Consider the following 17,337-nt stretch of genomic DNA (forward strand, 5'->3'; position numbering starts at 1 on the left):
GAGCATTTTCAGTTTGGGTATATGGCGTAAATCGTAGGGTGGGTATGTACTCATGCCCACCTTTCCGCAGGCGTCGCGGTGGGCCGGGAATACCGGCCCACCCTACACAACTTCCCGCGCCGGGTCGGATTTGGATTTCTGGCGGCTCATGGCTGGCCTTTGTCGCGGGCGGCGAGGCGCGGCAGATCACGCGCCACTTCCACCAAGAACCAAGCCGGCAGGCGTTGGCCCTCGTCGTCCTCGGCCAGCACCGATTGGGCGATTTCCACGCTGATGCGGGCCAGCTCGCGTAGCCGGTCCTTGGCTTTCACCGCCAATTGCTTATGCTCGCCGCGCACCGAGGCTTCGTCTTCCGGCAGTTCCTTACGTAGCAAACCCCGGAACGATTGCGCCAGGAAATACAGCACATCGCGGTCGCCAGGCGCGGCGGGCCATTGCGCCTCGCCCTTGAGGATGGCGTGCAAGGTGTGCTTTTGGCGGATTTGCTTGACGAAACCCTTGAACTGCCCGGCATGGGCCGGGCTGAGCAGGCCGAAAGCCAAGGCTTCCAGCAAGGTGTCGGCGATGCCGTCGCCGAAGGAATGCAGGGCGTCGGACAACATATGCCAACTGCGCGGGGTCGAGAACGGCTCTTCGTGCTTGGGCGGTTCGCTCCACAGATGGTCGGGACGCAAGCGGAGGTACTCCAACACCCAGCCATGGATACCACCCTCGGCCATGGCCCAATCCAACCATTGCCGATGGTCGGCGCGGAGATGGATATGGGCCAGCCGGTTGATGAGCGCCGAGGGCATGGGTTTGACGATGGCGGCATCCTTGGCCCGGTTGCCCGCGCCGATGACGATGGTGCCCTCCGGCAAATGGTATTCGCCGACCCGCCGGTCCAGGATCAGCGAATAGAAGGCTTTTTGGATTTCATGGCTGGAGGCGTTGAGTTCGTCGAGGAACAGCACGAAGGCTTGGGCGCGGACGATATTGGCGGGCGGGAAGAAGCGCGAGCATTCGCCGTCGATCTTGGGGACGCCGAGCAAGTCCTCCGGGGCCAACTGGCTGCCGAGCAAGGACACGCATTCGAGTCCCACAGTGTCCGCGAAGCGCCGGACCAAGGCGCTTTTGCCGATGCCGGGCGCGCCCCACATGAATACGGGTCGGACCACGGCGACATTGAGTAGGAAATCGAAGGCTTCGCTGGGGCTGAGTTGGATCGCTGGATTCATGCGGCGGTTAGCCTTCTCCCGACAATAACAGGAACTTCTGATAAAGAGCGTCCCGGTCCTCGACATGGTGGGGATGGGGGATGATGCATTCCACCGGGCAAACCTTGACGCACTGGGGTTTGTCGTGGTGGCCGACGCATTCGGTGCAAAGCCCCGGCTCGATCTCGTAGAAGCGCTCGCCCTGGGCTATCGCCCCGTTCGGGCAAGCGGGTTCGCACACATCGCAATTGATGCAATCGTCGGTAATCAGCAAGGCCATCGTTCATTTCTCCTGGAAAGCGGCGAATTTGCCGGCCAGTGCCGCCAATACCGAGGGCGGCACAAAGCCCGACACATCGCCGCCGAGTTTGGCGATTTCGCGGATGAGGGAAGACGAGATATAGGCGTAGTTCTCGGCAGGGGTGAGGAACATGGTTTCGAGTTCCGGCCCGAGTTGGCGGTTCATCCCGGCCAGTTGGAACTCGAACTCGAAATCCGACACCGCCCGGAGTCCCCGCAAGATCACACCCGCCCCGTGCTTGCGGGCGCATTCGACCAGCAACGTATCGAAACCCACCACTTCGATATTGCCCAAAGCCTGGAGCGCCCCCCGCACCAATTCCACCCGCTCTTCCAGCGCGAACAGCGGGCTTTTGTTCTTGTTCTCGGCCACGGCCACCACCACCCGGTCGAAGATGCGCGAGGCCCGCGTCGCCAGATCGACATGGCCGTTGGTGATGGGATCGAAAGTCCCCGGATAAATCGCGGAAATCTTCATGCTTCGCTCCGGTGTCTTTCGTAGAGGAAAAATGTGACCTCGCCCGCTTTGCCGTTACGGAGCAAACGCCATGCCGGGGGCAAGCCGTCCAGGCTCACCCCATGCTCGATCTCGAAATAGATTTTGGCCTGGGGTTTCAGCCAGCCGCGCTGTTCCAGCAGGACGCAGGAGGGCACCAGCAAACCTTGCCGGAACGGCGGATCGACGAAGGCGAGGTCGTAGGGTTCGGCGGAACCTTCGAGATAGCGGATCACGTCGGCGCGGACGATTCCGATTTGATCGGCTTGGAGCAAGGCGCGGTTCTGTTCCAGGGCGGCGCAGACGGCGGGGTTCATTTCGACTTGGACCACCTGGCCCGCGCCGCGGGAAGCGGCCTCGAAACCCAATGCCCCGCTGCCCGCGTACAGGTTCAGCACGCGGGCATCCTCGATATCCAGGCGCAGCCAGTTGAACAGGGTTTCCCGCACCCGGTCGGGCGTGGGCCGCAAGCCCACCGCGTCGGGAAACTTGAGTTTACGGCTGCGCCAGGTTCCGCCGATGATGCGGAGTTCGTTCCTCACTTCACCGCGCCCCCGACCAGGACGGTTTGCAGATGATCGGGATCGATCCGCGCCTTGAAGGCCCGCTTGATATCGTTCTGGGTCACGGCCTGCACCTTCTGGGTGAAGGTGTCGAGATAGTCCAGCGGACGGTTGTAGAAGGCGATGGAAGCCACTTCGCCGGTCAGCTTCTGGTTGCTGTCGAGGCGCAGCACGAAGCCGCCGACGATGTTTTGTTTGGAAGCTTCCAATTCCTTGTCGGTCGGGCCTTGCTCGACGAAGTCCTTGACGGTCTTGATCGCCACTTGCACCGCTTCCTCGGCCTTGTCGTTGCGGGTCTGGAGGCCGATCTCGAACGGCCCCGCCACCCGTTGCGGATAGAAATAGCTGTAGGCGCTATAGGCGAAACCGCGTTTTTCGCGCACTTCCATGCTGACCCGCGACACCAGCCCGCTACCGCCCAGGATGTGGTTGCCCACATACAGCGCGAAATAATCGGGATCGTTGACCTTCATCCCCAGTTGACCGGCCAGGACGTGGGTTTGCTCGGATGGGAAGGCGGTCTTGACCGGCTCCGGCGCTTTGTTCGGCACGGGCTCGGGCAGCGGCGGTTGGGCTTCGCCATCCGGCAGACCGGACAGCAGGTTGTCGGCCATGGATTCGGCCTCGGCCCGCTTGACATCGCCGACGATGACCACGATGGCGTTTTTCACCACGTACATCCGCTTGTGGAAATCGACCAAATCCTCGCGGGTCAAGGGCTGCACGGTTTCGGTGAAACCTTCCGCCGGATGGGCGTAGGGATGGTCGCCGTACAGGGCTTTCATGAAGGCGATATCGACCAGTTCATCGGGTTCCTCGCCGCGCTGTTTGATCGCCAGCAGGGTGCGGCTTTTCTCGCGGTCCAAATCCTTCTGGTCGAAGCGGGGATGGGCCAGGACTTCCTTGGCGGTTTCCAGGGCCACGCCGAGCTTTTCCGGGTGGGTCAGGCTGCGGAGGGACACGAAGGCGGAATCGCGGGCGGCTCCGGTGCCGAGATTCGCGCCGACATTTTCCAAGCGCTGAGCGATGGCGTCGGCGTCCCACTCGCCCGCGCCGGTATCGAGCAAGCCGGAAGTCAGGGCGGCGAGACCGAATTTGGCCCCGTCGCGGGCGCTACCGGCATCGAACACCAAGCGCACATCGACCAGCGGCAAACCCTGGGTCGGCACGAAATAAACCCGGCCCCCACGGGCCGTGGTCCAATGCTCGATCTTGGGCACGGCGAAACTCTGCGCCGAAACCATCAGCAGGATCAGGAAAAAGCAACGGGATAGGCGCTTAGCGAACATGGCCACCTCCCATCGCCGGGGATTCCTCGGGGGCGGGCATCCCTTCGGGCAAGGGCTGCGGGTCGAGATGGGCGACGCTCAGCCGGTTTTCGATCAGGTATTTCTGGGCCACTTTCTGTACTTGTTCCGCTGTCACCGCGTTCACCTTATCGACGTATTCCTGCACCTTGTTCCAGCCCAAACCCACGGTTTCCGCCATACCAAGCTGCATGGCCTGATAGAACATGGAATCGAGCTGATAAACATGGCCCGCCAACACCTGGGCCTTGACCCGCTGCAATTCGTCGGCGGACACCGGCTCCTCGCGCAGGCGGCGGACTTCCTCGCTGAGCGCCTTTTCCAACTCGGCGACGGTCTTGCCTTGGGCGGGCGTGCCTTCCAAGGTGAATAGCTTGTTCATGCGGGCGTAGAGATCGTAGCCGGCCCCGGCGGAGGCGGCGATTTGCTGGCCGCGCACCAAACGGCTGGACAGGCGCGAGCTATTGCCGCCATCGAGTATCCCGGCGGCGACTTCCAAGGCGTAGGCTTCCCAATCCTCGGTCACGGTGTTCAACACCGGCACCTTATAGGCCATCGCCAGATAGGGCAATTTGGCGGGCAGCTTGACCGTCATCCGGCGCTGGCCCAATTGCTCGACCTCGCGTTGCGGCTTGAGCGGGGCCAGTTTGCTGGGCTTGAGCGGAGCGAAATATTTCTTGGCCTGCTTGTAGACCTCGTCCGAATTCACATCGCCCACCACCACCACGGTGGCGTTATTGGGCGCGTACCACTGGCCGTACCACGCCTTGAGATCGTCCACCTTCAGCCCGGCCACATCGTCCGGCCAGCCGATCACGGGGTTTTTATAAGGGCTGTTGGTGAAGGCCAACGCGTCGAAATGCTCCTGCATCTTGGCGCGGGGCTGGTCGTCGGTGCGCAGGCGGCGTTCTTCCAACACCACCTGCTGTTCCTTGGCGAATTCCGGCTCCAACAGCTTGAGGTTGCGCATCCGGTCGGCCTCCAATTCGAAGCTCACCGGTAAACGGCTCTTTTCCAAAGTCTGGAAATAAGCGGTGTAATCCTCGCCGGTGAAAGCGTTTTCGCGCCCCCCGTTTGCTGCGATAATGCGGGAAAACTCCCCCGGCGGATGCTTCGCGGTGCCCTTGAACATCATGTGTTCGAGCATATGCGATATGCCGGTAATGCCGCCGTATTCGTAGCTGGCCCCGACCTTATACCAGACCTGCGAAACCACGGCGGGGGCGCGATGGTCCTCCTGCACCAAGAGTTTCAAACCATTATCCAGCAGGAATTCGCGCACCTGCGGCTCGGAGGCCGCCAGCGCGGACGGCGAGGCCCATGGGATCAAGGACAGCAGAACCCAGGCAGGTCCATGCGGAAACTTCATTACGTTCTCCTTGGGAAATTGTTCTTAAAACGCGGCCCGAAGCCGCCCGTTGAATCGCGGCGGGCGCGTGTTCGTGCCGCCGCTATTGTAATCGAATACCGAAACCCACCATGACTACCCCCACTCTTCCCGCTTCCGCAGCTTCCGTTTCCGTCACCTGGCGTGCCTATCTGGGGCTGTGCAAGCTCCGGGTGGTCGGGGCCATCGTGTTCACGGCGGTGATCGGCATGTTCCTGGCGGTGCCGGAACCGCCGCCCTTGCTGCTGTCGTTCTGGGCCGCGCTCGGGATTGGCCTTGCCGCCGCGTCCGCCGCCGCGCTGAACCATGTCTACGACCGCGAGGCCGATAGCAAGATGGGCCGCACCGAGTACCGCCCGTTGCCGCAGCACCAGTTGGAACCCCGGCAGGCCAATGTTTTTGCCGCCATCCTGTGCTTGTTGTCGATGGCGATCCTGGGCTTTTTGGTGAATCCCTTGACCGCCGTGCTGACCTTCCTGTCGCTGATCGGGTATGCGGTGATCTATACCCGTTATCTGAAGCGGGTCACGACCCAGAACATCGTCATCGGCGGCGCGGCGGGCGCGGCCCCGCCGGTGTTGGGCTGGTGCGCGATCACGGGGAACTTGGACCCGCATTCGCTATTGCTGTTCCTGTTGATCTTCGTATGGACGCCGCCGCATTTCTGGCCCTTGGCGCTGGCGAAGAAGGACGAATATAAGCTGGCGGATATGCCGATGTTGCCGGTGATTTATGGCGACGCCATCACCAAGCTGCATATTCTGCTGTATACCATCTTGTTGTTCATTTCCAGCCTGTTGCCTTATCTCACCCATATGAGCGGCTTGATTTATCTGGGGGCGGCGGTGGTGTTGGGGCTGGGGTTTTTGTATTTCGCCGTGCGGCTGTGGAAGGCCCAGGATAATAAGCTGGCGATGAAGACTTTCGGGTATTCGTTGTTTTATTTGATGGGGTTGTTTTCGGCTTTGTTGGTGGATCATTATGTGCGGGTGGGTTAGGTCGCCGGTTGCCATGCGCTTAGATCGCAAATCATAAATTTGAAGTTATGATACAGATTTATATTAGCCCAAATTATACCCATAAAAAACTTGAGCCTCCTTTTTTTAGGGACCAAATTGATGTTTTCGAAGATAGAATACGCCACTGGTTGATAGAGCCAGCGAAGACTTTGCTAAAACATAAACACGGAAAAATTCCGGCTGTTTTCCTGGTTATAAACTACATCGAAGGAATTGAAATTTATATTTCAGGGGAAGACAGTAAAAACAAATCAAAAGATTTTTTTAAGCGGGGCTATAAACGAATTTTCGCTTCGGTTAGTGGAGAAGACTATATGCAGGATGCGGTAGCCGAAGGTCTTTATGAAATGCTTCGCTGCGGTTTTGCCCATGATGCCATGTTTCGGGATGGCATTTATTTTAGCGACATAAGAAAAGAAGCGATGTTTATAGATTGGCCAAAAATAAACGGAAAATTTGATTCTTGCGCAAAGCTAAAGTCCGTTGTAATAAACCCTGCTCGTTTTATTGAGTGTATAGAAATTCACTTTGATTTTTACCTTAAAGAATTGAAATCAATTCACCCAAACGTCGCACAAGAAAACTTCAAGAAGGCGGTGAAGCTGAAATGGCCGTTAGCTGGCACTAGCCGGTTAATAGATGTCACAGAGGATGAATTCTACGCCGCCCGGTAGGATGGGTAGAGGCGATAGCCAAAACCCATCGAAAACCTACCCAGCCCACCACGAGGAAAATATATGGAAAGCATAGCCCTGACCATCCATAGCGACAAAGTCAAACAAGAAATCTTCGACTTCATCAAAAAATTCCCAAGCGGAGAAGTGGAAGTGATGTCGATAGAAGATGCCGAGGACTTGCAGCTTTTACAAAAAACCCGCCATGAAGAAACCGTTTCTTTCGCCGATTATTTGAAAGATGCGGATTGAACTCAGAAAGTCAGCGGTCAACGATTTAAAATCCCTGCCAAAATCCATCAAGGATGCCATTCACACCAAAATAGCCGAACTGACAAACTTTCCAAATGTGGGCAATATCAAAAAGCTCACGAACTTTGAACCCGCGTATCGGTTACGGGTTGGTGATTACAGGGTCTTGTTTGATGTGGAGAATGACCAAATTTTGGTAGGCCGGGTTTTGCACAGGAAAGAAAGCTATAAAAGATGATTTCTTACGCGGCGCAACCCGGCAGACGGGTAAAGGCGACAGGCGAAACCCATCGCAAACCCTACTGCGCCTTCCCATCCACACCACCCGCCACCGTCCCAGGCCGGGTCCGGTAAAACCGCAAGGGCTGCGCCTCCACCTCGTTCAGTACGGCGCGTTTGATCTTCCCCACGACGTGCATTTCACAGGCTTTGCAATCGAACAGCAGGGTCAGCTTTTCCTTGCCGTTGAGCAATTGCAGCGGCTCGGCCTTCACCGTACCCTGCACGCCGGTGACGCCCTTGGTTTGCTTGGGGCAGAGCGACAGCGAGTAGCGCACGCAATGCTTGGTAATCATCAGGCTGACTTCGCCCTGCGCCTCGTGGCTTTCGTAGGCGGCTTCGACCACTTGCACGCCATGCTTGAGATAAAAGCGCTGGGCCGCGTGGTTGTAGACGTTGGCGAGATAGCTGAGGCTGTCGCCGGGATAGCGGGCGGGCGGGTCCAGCGGCAGGGCGCGGGGCAGGCGGGTCCAGGCGTCGGCGCGGGCTTGTTCCAGCGCGGCGATGCCGTCGCGGCGCAGCGCGTTCAACAGCGAGGCGGGCCAGAAGCCGGGCCGGTCGCGTTCCAGCGCTTGGATAGAGATTGCACGCGCCTCGAATAAGGTGTTGCCCAGCTTGCCCAGGGCTTCCCGCATCGCGGCTTCGGCGCGGGCCGGGTCGCGGGCGGTTTGGTGGCCGTGGGCCAGTTCGACATAGGCGGCGTGGCCGTCCTCGTCGCCGAGTTGCAGCGCCAAACCGTCGGGTGTTTCGATCAAGGTCAGGTCCACGGCGATGCGGCGTTCCGCTGTGCGCTCGCTGTCCATCAGGCGTTCCCAGGCCATGTCGCGGCTGCGGGAAAGCGCCACGCCTTTTCGCAAATCCTTGAGTTCCGCCATCGGTTCATTGGGAAAAGCCCGCCAGCGCGGCCCGCCCAAGGCTTCGGCGATATTGACCCGGAAGCCCCGCAATTCCTTTTGCAAGTCGAAATAGGTGAGGGTGTCGCCGTTGTTGAGGGCCGTGCCGCCTGCGTACAGTTCCAGCTCGAAATGGTCGGCGGCGGTCTTGACCACCCAGCCCAGCGCCAGCCCGGCGGGTTTGGGCGTGTCGAACGCGCCGATATCGTCCTGGCGGCCATTGACGAAATAATCGGTGCTGCCCCGGTTGAAGCTGCGTTCCGGTTCCGGGGTGAAGAACAGCCGGGTCGTGCCGCTCGCCGCCCGGCCCAGGTCCGTCCGTTCTTCCAGCAAGTCATCCAGCAGGCGGCGGTAATGGCCGGTGATGTTCTTCACATAGGCCATGTCCTTGTAGCGGCCTTCGATCTTGAAACTCCGCACCCCGGCTTCGACCAACGCCCGTAGGTTGGCGCTCTGGTCGTTGTCCTTGACCGACAGCACATGCTTTTGATGCGCCACGATGCGGCCCTGGCCGTCCAGCACTTCGTAGGGCAAACGGCAGGCTTGGGAACAATCGCCGCGGTTGGCGCTGCGTCCGGTGTGGGCATGGCTGATATAGCACTGGCCGCTATAAGCCACGCACAGCGCCCCATGGATGAAGAATTCCAGCGCCGCCCGGTCCAGGCTCCCGGCCACGGCGCGGATTTGGTCCAGGGTCAATTCGCGGGCCACCACGATTTGCGAAAAACCGGCGTCTTGCAGGAAGCGGGCTTTTTCCGGGGTGCGGATATCGCATTGGGTGCTGGCATGGAGTTGGATCGGGGGCAGGTCGAGCAGCGTCAGGCCCATGTCCTGCATGATCAGGGCATCGGCCCCGGCTTCGTAGACCTGCCAAGCGAGGTCGCGGGCGGTGTCCAGTTCGTCATCGCGCAAAATGGTGTTGAGCGTGATGAAGATGCGGGCGTTGTAGCGGTGGGCGTGGCGGGTCAGGCGTTCGATATCGGCGAGGCTGTTGCCGGCGTTGTGGCGGGCACCGAAATCGGGACCGCCGATGTAGACGGCATCCGCGCCGTGGTTGATGGCGGCGATGCCGATGTCGGCGGTCTTGGCGGGGGCAAGTAATTCGAGGTGTCGGGGGGAGGCGCTCATGGGAAAACCCTGCGGGGCGGTGGACGGAAAACGTGCAAGTGTGAACGGGATTGGCGGGGCGGGCAATGATTCGCCAGACCCGTCGCCCGGATGGCATGCCACGGAATCCGGGAAGCCCGGCGTTCGGCCCAGGCTCCCGGATTCCGCTATCGCTCCATCCGGGCTACGCGACAGCGCCTAGCCGCAACTCCCCACCGCCCCACACGCCGTGCAGAACTCGCAACCATCCTTGAGGATCACCGCGTAATTGCCGCACTCGTTGCAGCGCTTGCCCGGTTTCACCTCCATGGCCCCGACCGACCGCGCCCTGAGCGGAATCACGTTCTCGGCGTCATAGGCCACGATGCCCATGTCCTCCATCGGGAAACCTTCCTCGTCCAGAATCCCCAGCATGGCGTAGCGGTGCAGCATCAGCCGCGCCAGATAGGCCACGGTCGAGGGGAAATTCGACTTGCGTTCCCCGCCCGGCACCCAGGCCAGGAAATCGCCACGCGGTTCCGGGAAATCCTGCAATTGCCGCAGCTTGGCCCCGATCCAGGCCGGGTCGATCACGCGCATATCGTAGGACATCGATTTGCACAGCCCGTCCAGCACCTTGGGATATTCGCCCGACAGCCACACCGAATAGGGGCGGCGCTGGCCGTTGGGCAAGACCAGCTCTTTCAGGCCCATCACGAAATCGTCGCCAGTGGCCGGATTGAGAATATCCACGGTCCAGGACAGCGTGCCGTCCGGGCCGGTCTTGGGTTCCTTGGGCGACATCAGGGCGTGGAGGACCGGGGTTTCGGTGATGTGTTCGAACGCGCCCAGTTCCGCGCAACGGTAATGCACCAGCCGGGCGAAGCCCGACACCAGGCTCGGTACCCGCGTCGGTGTGCCTTCCGGCGGCATCGGCAGGTCGAAGCCATCGTCGCCGGACGCCTTCATCAGGCTTTCCAGCTTGGCCCGCAGCCAGCCGCGGTCGTTGGAACGCAGGTCCATCGATAGCGATTTCGCCAAAGCGCCCAGGCCACGCGGCTGCTCCGCGCCATTGATCCACACCTCGAACGGGGCGCGGTGCCCATTCTCCAGATGTCCCACGAACACCGCGAACGAACCCCGCGGATGATCGACCATATAGCACCACGACGGATTGCCATTGCCGGGGCGGGGACGGCGTTTCCAGCGCAGGGAGGCCAGGGCCGGTTCCGGCACCCGTTCCAGGCGCAGGCGGCGGTTGGGGTCGGATTCGTCGAAATCGGGTTCGGCGGTGGCGGTCTGCGCGGCCTGGGCTTCGGTGGCTTCCAGCACCGAGCCGGTGATGAGGTTGGGACGGAAGGTCGCCAAGCCCTTCAATCCGTTGCGCCAGGCTTCGAGATAGAGGTCTTTGAAGGACTCGAAGGGGTAGTCGGTGGGGACGTTCACGGTTTTTGATATCGACGTGTCTACGTAGGGCTGCACCGCCGCCAGCATCCGCATATGGTCGAGCGCGGCGATGTCCAAAGCCGTGACCCAATGCGCCGGAAGCTTCTCCACATCGCCGCCCGCCGCCCGGTACAGCCGATAGGCGTGGTCTTCCACGGCGTAATCCAAGCTACCGCCGTCGGGCATCCGCTTGCGGCGGGTGTAGGTCCAGGAAAACGGCGGTTCGATGCCGTTGGAGGCGTTGTCGGCGAAGGCGAGGCTGATGGTGCCGGTGGGCGCGATGGACAGCAGGTGGCTGTTGCGGAGGCCGTGTTCGCGGATCGCGCTTTGCAAATCTGCGGGAAGCCGACCAGCGAAACCGGCGGCGAGATATTTTTCCGCGTCGAACAACGGGAAAGCGCCTTTTTCTTTGGCGATTGCCACCGAACCCCGGTAGGCGTGGTCGCGCAAAGCCGCGGCGATTTGGCCCGCCATGGCGCGGGCGGCGTCGGTGTCGTAGCGCAAGCCCAGCATCACCAGGGTATCGCCCAGGCCGGTGAAACCCAGGCCGATGCGGCGTTTCGCCATGGCTTCGGCGTGCTGGGCTTCGAGCGGCCAGAAAGTGATGTCCAGCACGTTGTCGAGCATCCTGACCGCCAGGGCGACCACGCGCTCGAATTCCGCGAAGTCGAACCGGGCCGGTGCCGTGAACGGGTCTTTGACGAAATTTGTCAAGTTTATGGAGCCGAGACAGCAGCAACCGTAATCTGGAAGAGGTTGCTCCGCACATTGCCCGGTCACCAAGCCGTTGAAAATCACCGTGTTGTGGTCGGGCTGTGTGGTATCGAAGACGGGTTCGACGCCGGCGGGCACGATAGCCGCGATGCGGGTGGCGAAACGTTGGGTTTTGCGTAATACCTTGCCGTCCGCCCAATCCCGATATTTCTGGGTTTTGCGCGGCAGCAGGAAACCAATCTCCCGCATGAAAAGGTCGCGGGATTCGCCATCGATGATGAGTTCGTGGAACGCTTGGCAGGCATATTCCCGTTGACCGCCCTTGCCGTCGGGCAATGGCCGCAGGGTAGCGGTGCGGCGTTGATGGATGCGGCAGAAGATGCCGAAGTTAGCCAGCAGGCGTTGGATTTCTTGGAGCAAAGGGCGGTGTACGGAACCCAGGCGGATCGAACAGGTTTGGCTGTTGGGCGAGGCGTTGACCGTGCCATCGCTCTGGAATAGGCCGCGCAGATAGCCTTTGACGCAAGCCTCGCTACCCCGCCAGACCACTTCGGGCACGCGCAGCTTGGTTTCACGGTTGAAACCATAGGCGGCCAGGACTTGGGCCAAGAGGGTGGAGCGGATGAAGGTTTGACGGCGTTCGGGAATCGCCACGGGTGCGACGCGGTAGGTCCGGGTATTGGCCGCGATGCCGCCGATCAAGCCGTTGATGAATTCCGCCAAGGGGGCACCGAGTTCCCGGTCTTCGTTCCAGAGGTTCACCACCGCCGCCGTTTGGCCCCGGCCCCGATGGGAAAAATGCCCGTCCCCGGTAATCAGGCCAAGCAAAACCCCCAGCATTTCAGAACCTTCGCCGCCGAATTGTCCCTTGCCGGATTGCACCCAGAGTTCATCGCCCGGCATGAGGTCGGCCAATTTGAGTTTGCCGCGTTGGGTATAGAACTCGTGCCATGCGGTGGCCTTGATTTCGTAGCCGTCTTCGCTAACGACCTGGAAGACTTCGGCTTGCTGGGCGGTTAGGAAGGCCGGGACTGCGGGCCGGATTTGGGTGCCGCGTTCGTCCTGGCCTAGGGCGCGTGGGTCCACCGTGACTTTCAGGTCGAGTCCCCTGCGATGGAGTTCGCCGATGGGAATCAGGCCGTATTGGGTGGCGAGGCGGGTATCCGCTGTCACGCACGGGTTGGTCGCTTCGATACGCTCGGCATAATGGAGATTGTTATCCGTGTTCATCTTGTCCATGAACAACACGCCCGGTTCGGCATGGTCGTAGGTCGAGGCCATGATCTGGTCCCACAATTCCCGCGCCCGCACGCTGCGATAAACCCACCGGCCATCTTCGCGCCGGGCCGCGCCGATTTCGGGATTGGGTTCGGCCTGGTGGACCAAGTCCCACGCGGCGTCGGCCTCGACCGCCCGCATGAAATCGTCCGTCACCGCCACCGAGATATTGAAATTGGTCAGTTCCCCGGCCCGGTCCTTGGCGTGGATGAATTCCTCGATATCGGGATGGTCGCAGCGCAGCACGCCCATCTGCGCCCCGCGGCGGCTGCCCGCCGATTCCACCGTCTCGCAGGAGCGGTCGAACACCCGCATGTACGACACCGGCCCCGAGGCATTGGAAGCCGTGCCCTTGACCCTGGCCCCCTTGGGCCGGATGCGCGAGAAGTCGTAGCCCACGCCGCCGCCCCGGCGCATGGTTTCGGCGGCTTCCCGCAGCGCCACATAGATGCCGGGTTTGCCGTCGCCGTCCGGTTCGGAGATGGAATCGCCCACCGGCTGCACGAAGCAATTGATGAGCGTGGCATGGATATCGGTGCCCGCCGCCGACATCACCCGGCCCGCCGGGATGAAGCCTTGGCGCAGGGTTTCGAGGAAGCGCGGCTCCCAGGTGTCGGGTTCGGCTTCGACCGCGGCCAGGGCGCGGGCCACGCGCTGGAAAATCTGTTCGGCGCTGGTTTCGTCGCCCTTGGCGTATTTTTCGCGGAGGACGTCGCCGGAAATGGGTTGTGCTTGCATGGTGTGGCTCCTGGGGGATATCCGGGTATTGTAGTGGCCCGCCGCCTTGGGCGGGGCGTTGGCGGGGCGCGGATAGTACCGGATTCGCGCCGACGAGGGGATGCGTGAAGCGCTGCGTTTCCCGGCGGTCGCCCCGGCTTGGGGTCGGGATTCGCATCCGCCGCCTATAATCCGGCTTGAACGCCGGTATCTTGCGCGTGGCCTGGGGCCGCGGCGGGCGGTGTGTCGATGCAATCCGCTTCTTCCACCTTGCCGATAGCCACCATGCCGAGAAAAATCCTGGTCCTCAATTCGGGCAGTTCTTCCCTCAAGTATCGCTTGATCGATCTCGACGGCGAGGCGGTCCTGGCCACGGGGCTGGTCGAGCGCATCGGCGAGGACGGTGCGCCCGCCGCCGATCACCGCCAAGCCATCGCCGAACTGGTGCGGCGCTTGGAAGCTTCCGGCCATTGGCGCGGTGCGGGCGATTTGTACGGCATCGGCCACCGGGTGGTGCATGGGGGCGAAAACTTCGCCGCCGCCGCCTGGGTGGACGATGCGGTGGTCGCGGCCATCCGCGCCGCCATCGCCTTGGCCCCTTTGCACAATCCGCCTAATCTCCTGGGGATCGAAGTCTGCCGCGAGCTATGGCCGGGCGTGCCCCAGGTCGCGGTGTTCGACACCGCTTTCCACCAAACCATGCCGCCCCCGGCCTACCGCTACGCCTTGCCGGAAAGTTGCTATGGCGGGGTGCCTATCCGCCGCTATGGTTTCCATGGCACCTCGTTCGCCTACGTCACGCGCCGGGTGGCGGAGTATCTGGGCCGCGTCCCGGACGCGCTGAACCTGATCGCCCTGCATCTCGGCAATGGCGCGAGCGCCTGCGCCATCGGCGGCGGACGCAGCCTGGACACCTCCATGGGCTTGACCCCGCTGGCCGGTTTGATGATGGGCACCCGCTGCGGCGACCTCGATCCGGGCGTGGTGCTATATCTGTTGGGGCAGGGCCGGACCCTGGCCGAAGTCGCCGACCTGTTGAACCGGGACAGCGGTTTGAAGGGCGTCGCGGGCGGCAACGATATGCGCGATGTACTGGCCCGCGTCGCTGCGGGCGATGCCGAGGCCGGTTTGGCGGTGGCGATGTATTGCCACCGGATCAAGCACTATGTCGGGGCCTATAGCGCGGTGCTGGGCCGGGTCGATGCCCTGGTGTTCACCGGCGGCATCGGTGAACACGCCGCGCCCATCCGCCAGGGCGTTTGCGCCGGGCTGGCGAACCTCGGCATCGTGTTGGACGAGGCCGCCAATGCCGCCCTGGGGCCGGGCATCGCCGAACTCCAGGGGGGCGGCGGGGTGAAAATCCTGGTGGTGCCCGCTGACGAGGAATTGGAAATCGCCCGGCAGGCGGGCGGGGTCATCGCCCAGGCCACCGTATGAACGGTGCCATCGACCCCCTGGCTCCGCCCGGAAACCGGCGCGGACCCGTGTGTTCCAACGCCATTCACCCTTGATCGCCAAGCAAAGCCATGTGTATATCGCTTTATATCAGCACCATCGAGGCCGGGAGCGGTAAATCCGCCATCGCCCTGGGGCTTATCGAATACGCCCTCCGCAAGACCACGCGGGTGGGTTTTTTCCGGCCCGTGATCCACGAACCCCCGCCCGGCAAGCAGGACGAGGATATTGATTTGATCCTGCGCCATTTCTGGTTGCCCCAACCCTACGACGCCTCCTACGCCTGGACCGACCGCGAGGTCGATCACCTCCTGGGCCAGGACCGCCAGGATGAGGTGTTGGACCGCATCATCCGCTGCTACAAGTTCCTGGAGCAGCATTGCGATTTCATCCTGTGCGAGGGCACCGATTTCCTGGGCGATACCAACGTCCTGGAATTCGATTTCAATTGCGTGATCGCCAAGAACCTGGGTTGCCCGGTGCTGATGGTGGGCAATGCCCATGGCCGGGCGGTGGGCGATACCCTGCACGCCGCCCGCATCGCGGTCGATGCCTACGCGGAACGCGGCTGCCGGGTGGCGGGGATGTTGCTCAACAAGGCCGAATCCGACGCGATCCCGACCCTGACCGCCGCCTTGCAGGCCGATTTCGGCGCAAGCCTGGACCTCCTGGCCGTGTTGCCCTTCGACCAGAAGCTCAAGAGCCCGCGGGTGCGCGAAGTCGCCGAACAACTGGGTGCGGAAGTATTGTTCGGCCATAGCCGGCTCGATACCTTGATTTCCGGCTATCTGATCGCGGCCATGCAGGTGCAAAATGCCATCACGTGGCTACAGCCGGACCAATTGATCATCACGGCGGGTGACCGCGCCGATATCGTCATCGGCATGATGCAGGCCGATAAATCGGCCAATTATCCCCGGCTGGCGGGCATCGTGCTGTCGGGCGGGGTGCGGCCCGATCCGGCCCTGGTCCGGCTGATCGAGGGTTCGCGCGACCCCTTGCCGGTCCTCCTGGTGAAGTCCGACACCTTCACCACGGCCTCCCGCGCCGCCGAGGTGCATACCGCCATGGTGGCGGGCGACGCCGAGAAGATTCACCGCGCCATCGGCAACTTCGACGCCCATGTGGACCTCGCCAAGCTCGAACATCTGTTGAGTAACATCCGGGGCGTAGGGATGACGCCCAAGATGTTCACCTACAACCTGGTGGTGCAGGCCAAGAGCGACCGCCGCCATATCGTCCTGCCGGAGGGCACCGATACCCGTATCCTCCGCGCCGCCGCCGATTTGTCGTCCCGCGGCATCGTCGAAATCACCCTGCTGGGTATCGCCAAGAACATCGAGCAGATGGTCCGCGCCCAGAGCATCCCCTTGGATTTGTCCTTGGTGCGCGTGGTCAATCCCGCCGACAGCCCCCAACTCGAACGCTATGCCGAAGCTTTCCACCGGCTCCGCAAGCACAAGGGCGCGACCCTGGAAACCGCCCGCGAATATCTGCTGGACGTGTCCTATTTCGGCACGATGATGGTGTACCTGGGCGATGCCGACGGCATGGTCTCAGGCGCGGCCCATACCACCCAGCACACCATCCGTCCGGCCTTGCAGATCATCAAGACCCAGCCGGAAGTGTCCATCGTGTCCTCGGTGTTCTTCATGTGCCTGGACGATGGCGTGGTGGTGTACGGCGATTGCGCGGTGAATCCCGCGCCCGATCCCGAGCAACTGGCGGAGATCGCCATCAGTTCGGCGGAGACGGCGCGGACCTTCGGCATCGAGCCGCGGATCGCGCTGTTATCCTATTCCTCGGGCGAATCGGGCCAGGGCGAGGATGTGGAAAAGGTGCGCAAAGCCACCCGCATCGCCCGCGAACGGCGGCCCGATTTGAAGCTGGAGGGTCCGATCCAATACGACGCGGCGGTGGACCCAGGGGTGGCGGCGCAGAAAATGCCGGGTTCGGAGGTGGCGGGCCGGGCCACGGTGTTCGTGTTCCCCGACCTCAACACCGGCAACAACACTTACAAGGCGGTGCAGCGGGAGACCGGGGCCATCGCCATCGGCCCGATCCTGCAAGGCTTGAACAAGCCGGTCAACGACCTGAGCCGGGGCTGCACGGTGGAGGATATCTTCAACACGGTGGTGATTACCGCGATCCAGGCGCAGAAGGGGAGGCGTGGGGGGGACGGTTGATCCGACCAGGGTTGGCGGAGCGCGAAGGCCGGCCCCGGCTTGAGGGGCCGGGTTCCGTGTCCGTTTTGTAACGCGCTTTCTTGCGGGAG

14 protein-coding genes are annotated in these 17,337 nt (G+C 62.0%); 6 read left to right on the plus strand and 8 right to left on the minus strand.

The window, feature by feature from the left end:
* Positions 1-146: 146 nt before the first annotated feature.
* From B9N93_RS04880 to B9N93_RS04905, 6 genes are read right to left on the minus strand one after another with little or no spacing between them, the layout of a single operon-like run.
* Positions 147-1,217 (minus strand): AAA family ATPase, encoded by a 1,071-nt coding sequence (locus B9N93_RS04880; protein WP_085211408.1) that lies wholly within the window; start codon positions 1,215-1,217, stop codon positions 147-149.
* Positions 1,218-1,224: 7 nt separating this feature from the next.
* Entirely contained in the window at positions 1,225-1,476 is a 252-nt protein-coding gene (locus B9N93_RS04885) for a YfhL family 4Fe-4S dicluster ferredoxin (RefSeq protein ID WP_085211410.1), read from the minus strand.
* Between the two features lie 3 nt (positions 1,477-1,479).
* Entirely contained in the window at positions 1,480-1,974 is a 495-nt protein-coding gene (gene coaD, locus B9N93_RS04890) for a pantetheine-phosphate adenylyltransferase (protein ID WP_085211412.1), read from the minus strand.
* Positions 1,971-2,534 (minus strand): 16S rRNA (guanine(966)-N(2))-methyltransferase RsmD, encoded by a 564-nt coding sequence (gene rsmD, locus B9N93_RS04895; protein ID WP_085211413.1) that lies wholly within the window; start codon positions 2,532-2,534, stop codon positions 1,971-1,973. The genes coaD and rsmD overlap by 4 nt, the downstream gene beginning before the upstream one ends.
* Positions 2,531-3,844: a M16 family metallopeptidase gene (locus B9N93_RS04900; RefSeq protein ID WP_085211415.1), complete on the minus strand. Its 1,314-nt coding sequence runs from the start codon at positions 3,842-3,844 to the stop codon at positions 2,531-2,533. Before B9N93_RS04900 ends, rsmD begins: the two co-directional genes overlap by 4 nt.
* A complete protein-coding gene (locus B9N93_RS04905) occupies positions 3,834-5,231 on the minus strand; it encodes a M16 family metallopeptidase (RefSeq protein WP_085211416.1) in 1,398 nt (465 codons plus the stop codon). The genes B9N93_RS04900 and B9N93_RS04905 overlap by 11 nt, the downstream gene beginning before the upstream one ends.
* Before the next feature lie 110 nt (positions 5,232-5,341).
* Between B9N93_RS04905 and cyoE the strand changes: the two genes are divergently transcribed.
* The 4 genes from cyoE (at position 5,342) to B9N93_RS04925 (ending at position 7,432) form a co-directional block, all read left to right on the plus strand.
* Positions 5,342-6,247: a heme o synthase gene (gene cyoE / locus B9N93_RS04910; RefSeq protein WP_085211418.1), complete on the plus strand. Its 906-nt coding sequence runs from the start codon at positions 5,342-5,344 to the stop codon at positions 6,245-6,247.
* A 47-nt stretch (positions 6,248-6,294) separates the two neighbouring features.
* Positions 6,295-6,942: a hypothetical protein gene (locus B9N93_RS24465; RefSeq protein ID WP_125468843.1), complete on the plus strand. Its 648-nt coding sequence runs from the start codon at positions 6,295-6,297 to the stop codon at positions 6,940-6,942.
* Positions 6,943-7,005: 63 nt separating this feature from the next.
* On the plus strand, positions 7,006-7,194 hold the full coding sequence (locus tag B9N93_RS04920) for a hypothetical protein (RefSeq protein ID WP_085211421.1): 189 nt from the start codon (positions 7,006-7,008) through the stop codon (positions 7,192-7,194).
* Positions 7,184-7,432 (plus strand): type II toxin-antitoxin system RelE family toxin, encoded by a 249-nt coding sequence (locus tag B9N93_RS04925; RefSeq protein WP_085211423.1) that lies wholly within the window; start codon positions 7,184-7,186, stop codon positions 7,430-7,432. The genes B9N93_RS04920 and B9N93_RS04925 overlap by 11 nt, the downstream gene beginning before the upstream one ends.
* A gap of 61 nt (positions 7,433-7,493) precedes the next feature.
* Here B9N93_RS04925 and B9N93_RS04930 read toward each other — a convergent pair whose 3' ends face one another.
* Both B9N93_RS04930 and B9N93_RS04935 read right to left on the minus strand, forming a co-directional pair.
* Positions 7,494-9,494 carry a peptidase U32 family protein gene (locus B9N93_RS04930; protein ID WP_085211424.1) on the minus strand — a complete coding sequence of 667 codons (2,001 nt, stop codon included), beginning with the start codon at positions 9,492-9,494 and terminating at the stop codon, positions 7,494-7,496.
* 177 nt (positions 9,495-9,671) lie between these two features.
* The gene (locus B9N93_RS04935; protein ID WP_085211426.1) at positions 9,672-13,628 is read right to left on the minus strand and encodes an LAGLIDADG family homing endonuclease; all 3,957 of its coding nucleotides are present in this window, start codon (positions 13,626-13,628) and stop codon (positions 9,672-9,674) included.
* Between the two features lie 264 nt (positions 13,629-13,892).
* Between B9N93_RS04935 and B9N93_RS04940 the strand changes: the two genes are divergently transcribed.
* The gene (locus tag B9N93_RS04940; protein WP_085211428.1) at positions 13,893-15,044 is read left to right on the plus strand and encodes an acetate/propionate family kinase; all 1,152 of its coding nucleotides are present in this window, start codon (positions 13,893-13,895) and stop codon (positions 15,042-15,044) included.
* 89 nt (positions 15,045-15,133) lie between these two features.
* Entirely contained in the window at positions 15,134-17,248 is a 2,115-nt protein-coding gene (gene pta, locus B9N93_RS04945) for a phosphate acetyltransferase (protein ID WP_085211429.1), read from the plus strand.
* The last annotated feature ends 89 nt before the right edge of the window (positions 17,249-17,337 follow it).

Origin of the sequence: Methylomagnum ishizawai, assembly GCF_900155475.1 — a bacterium.
GTDB classification, from domain to species: domain Bacteria; phylum Pseudomonadota; class Gammaproteobacteria; order Methylococcales; family Methylococcaceae; genus Methylomagnum; species Methylomagnum ishizawai_A.

Bases quoted from the DNA above. Each gene is read 5' to 3' on its own strand.
- B9N93_RS04905 (WP_085211416.1), bottom strand. From the start codon at position 5,231: ATGAAGTTTCCGCATGGACCTGCCTGGGTTCTGCTGTCCTTGATCCCA.
- cyoE (WP_085211418.1), top strand. From the start codon at position 5,342: ATGACTACCCCCACTCTTCCCGCTTCCGCAGCTTCCGTTTCCGTCACC.
- B9N93_RS04900 (WP_085211415.1), bottom strand. From the start codon at position 3,844: ATGTTCGCTAAGCGCCTATCCCGTTGCTTTTTCCTGATCCTGCTGATG.
- B9N93_RS04930 (WP_085211424.1), bottom strand. From the start codon at position 9,494: ATGAGCGCCTCCCCCCGACACCTCGAATTACTTGCCCCCGCCAAGACC.
- B9N93_RS04920 (WP_085211421.1), top strand. From the start codon at position 7,006: ATGGAAAGCATAGCCCTGACCATCCATAGCGACAAAGTCAAACAAGAA.
- B9N93_RS24465 (WP_125468843.1), top strand. From the start codon at position 6,295: ATGATACAGATTTATATTAGCCCAAATTATACCCATAAAAAACTTGAG.
- coaD (WP_085211412.1), bottom strand. From the start codon at position 1,974: ATGAAGATTTCCGCGATTTATCCGGGGACTTTCGATCCCATCACCAAC.
- B9N93_RS04940 (WP_085211428.1), top strand. From the start codon at position 13,893: ATGCCGAGAAAAATCCTGGTCCTCAATTCGGGCAGTTCTTCCCTCAAG.
- pta (WP_085211429.1), top strand. From the start codon at position 15,134: ATGTGTATATCGCTTTATATCAGCACCATCGAGGCCGGGAGCGGTAAA.
- B9N93_RS04935 (WP_085211426.1), bottom strand. From the start codon at position 13,628: ATGCAAGCACAACCCATTTCCGGCGACGTCCTCCGCGAAAAATACGCC.
- B9N93_RS04925 (WP_085211423.1), top strand. From the start codon at position 7,184: ATGCGGATTGAACTCAGAAAGTCAGCGGTCAACGATTTAAAATCCCTG.
- B9N93_RS04885 (WP_085211410.1), bottom strand. From the start codon at position 1,476: ATGGCCTTGCTGATTACCGACGATTGCATCAATTGCGATGTGTGCGAA.
- B9N93_RS04880 (WP_085211408.1), bottom strand. From the start codon at position 1,217: ATGAATCCAGCGATCCAACTCAGCCCCAGCGAAGCCTTCGATTTCCTA.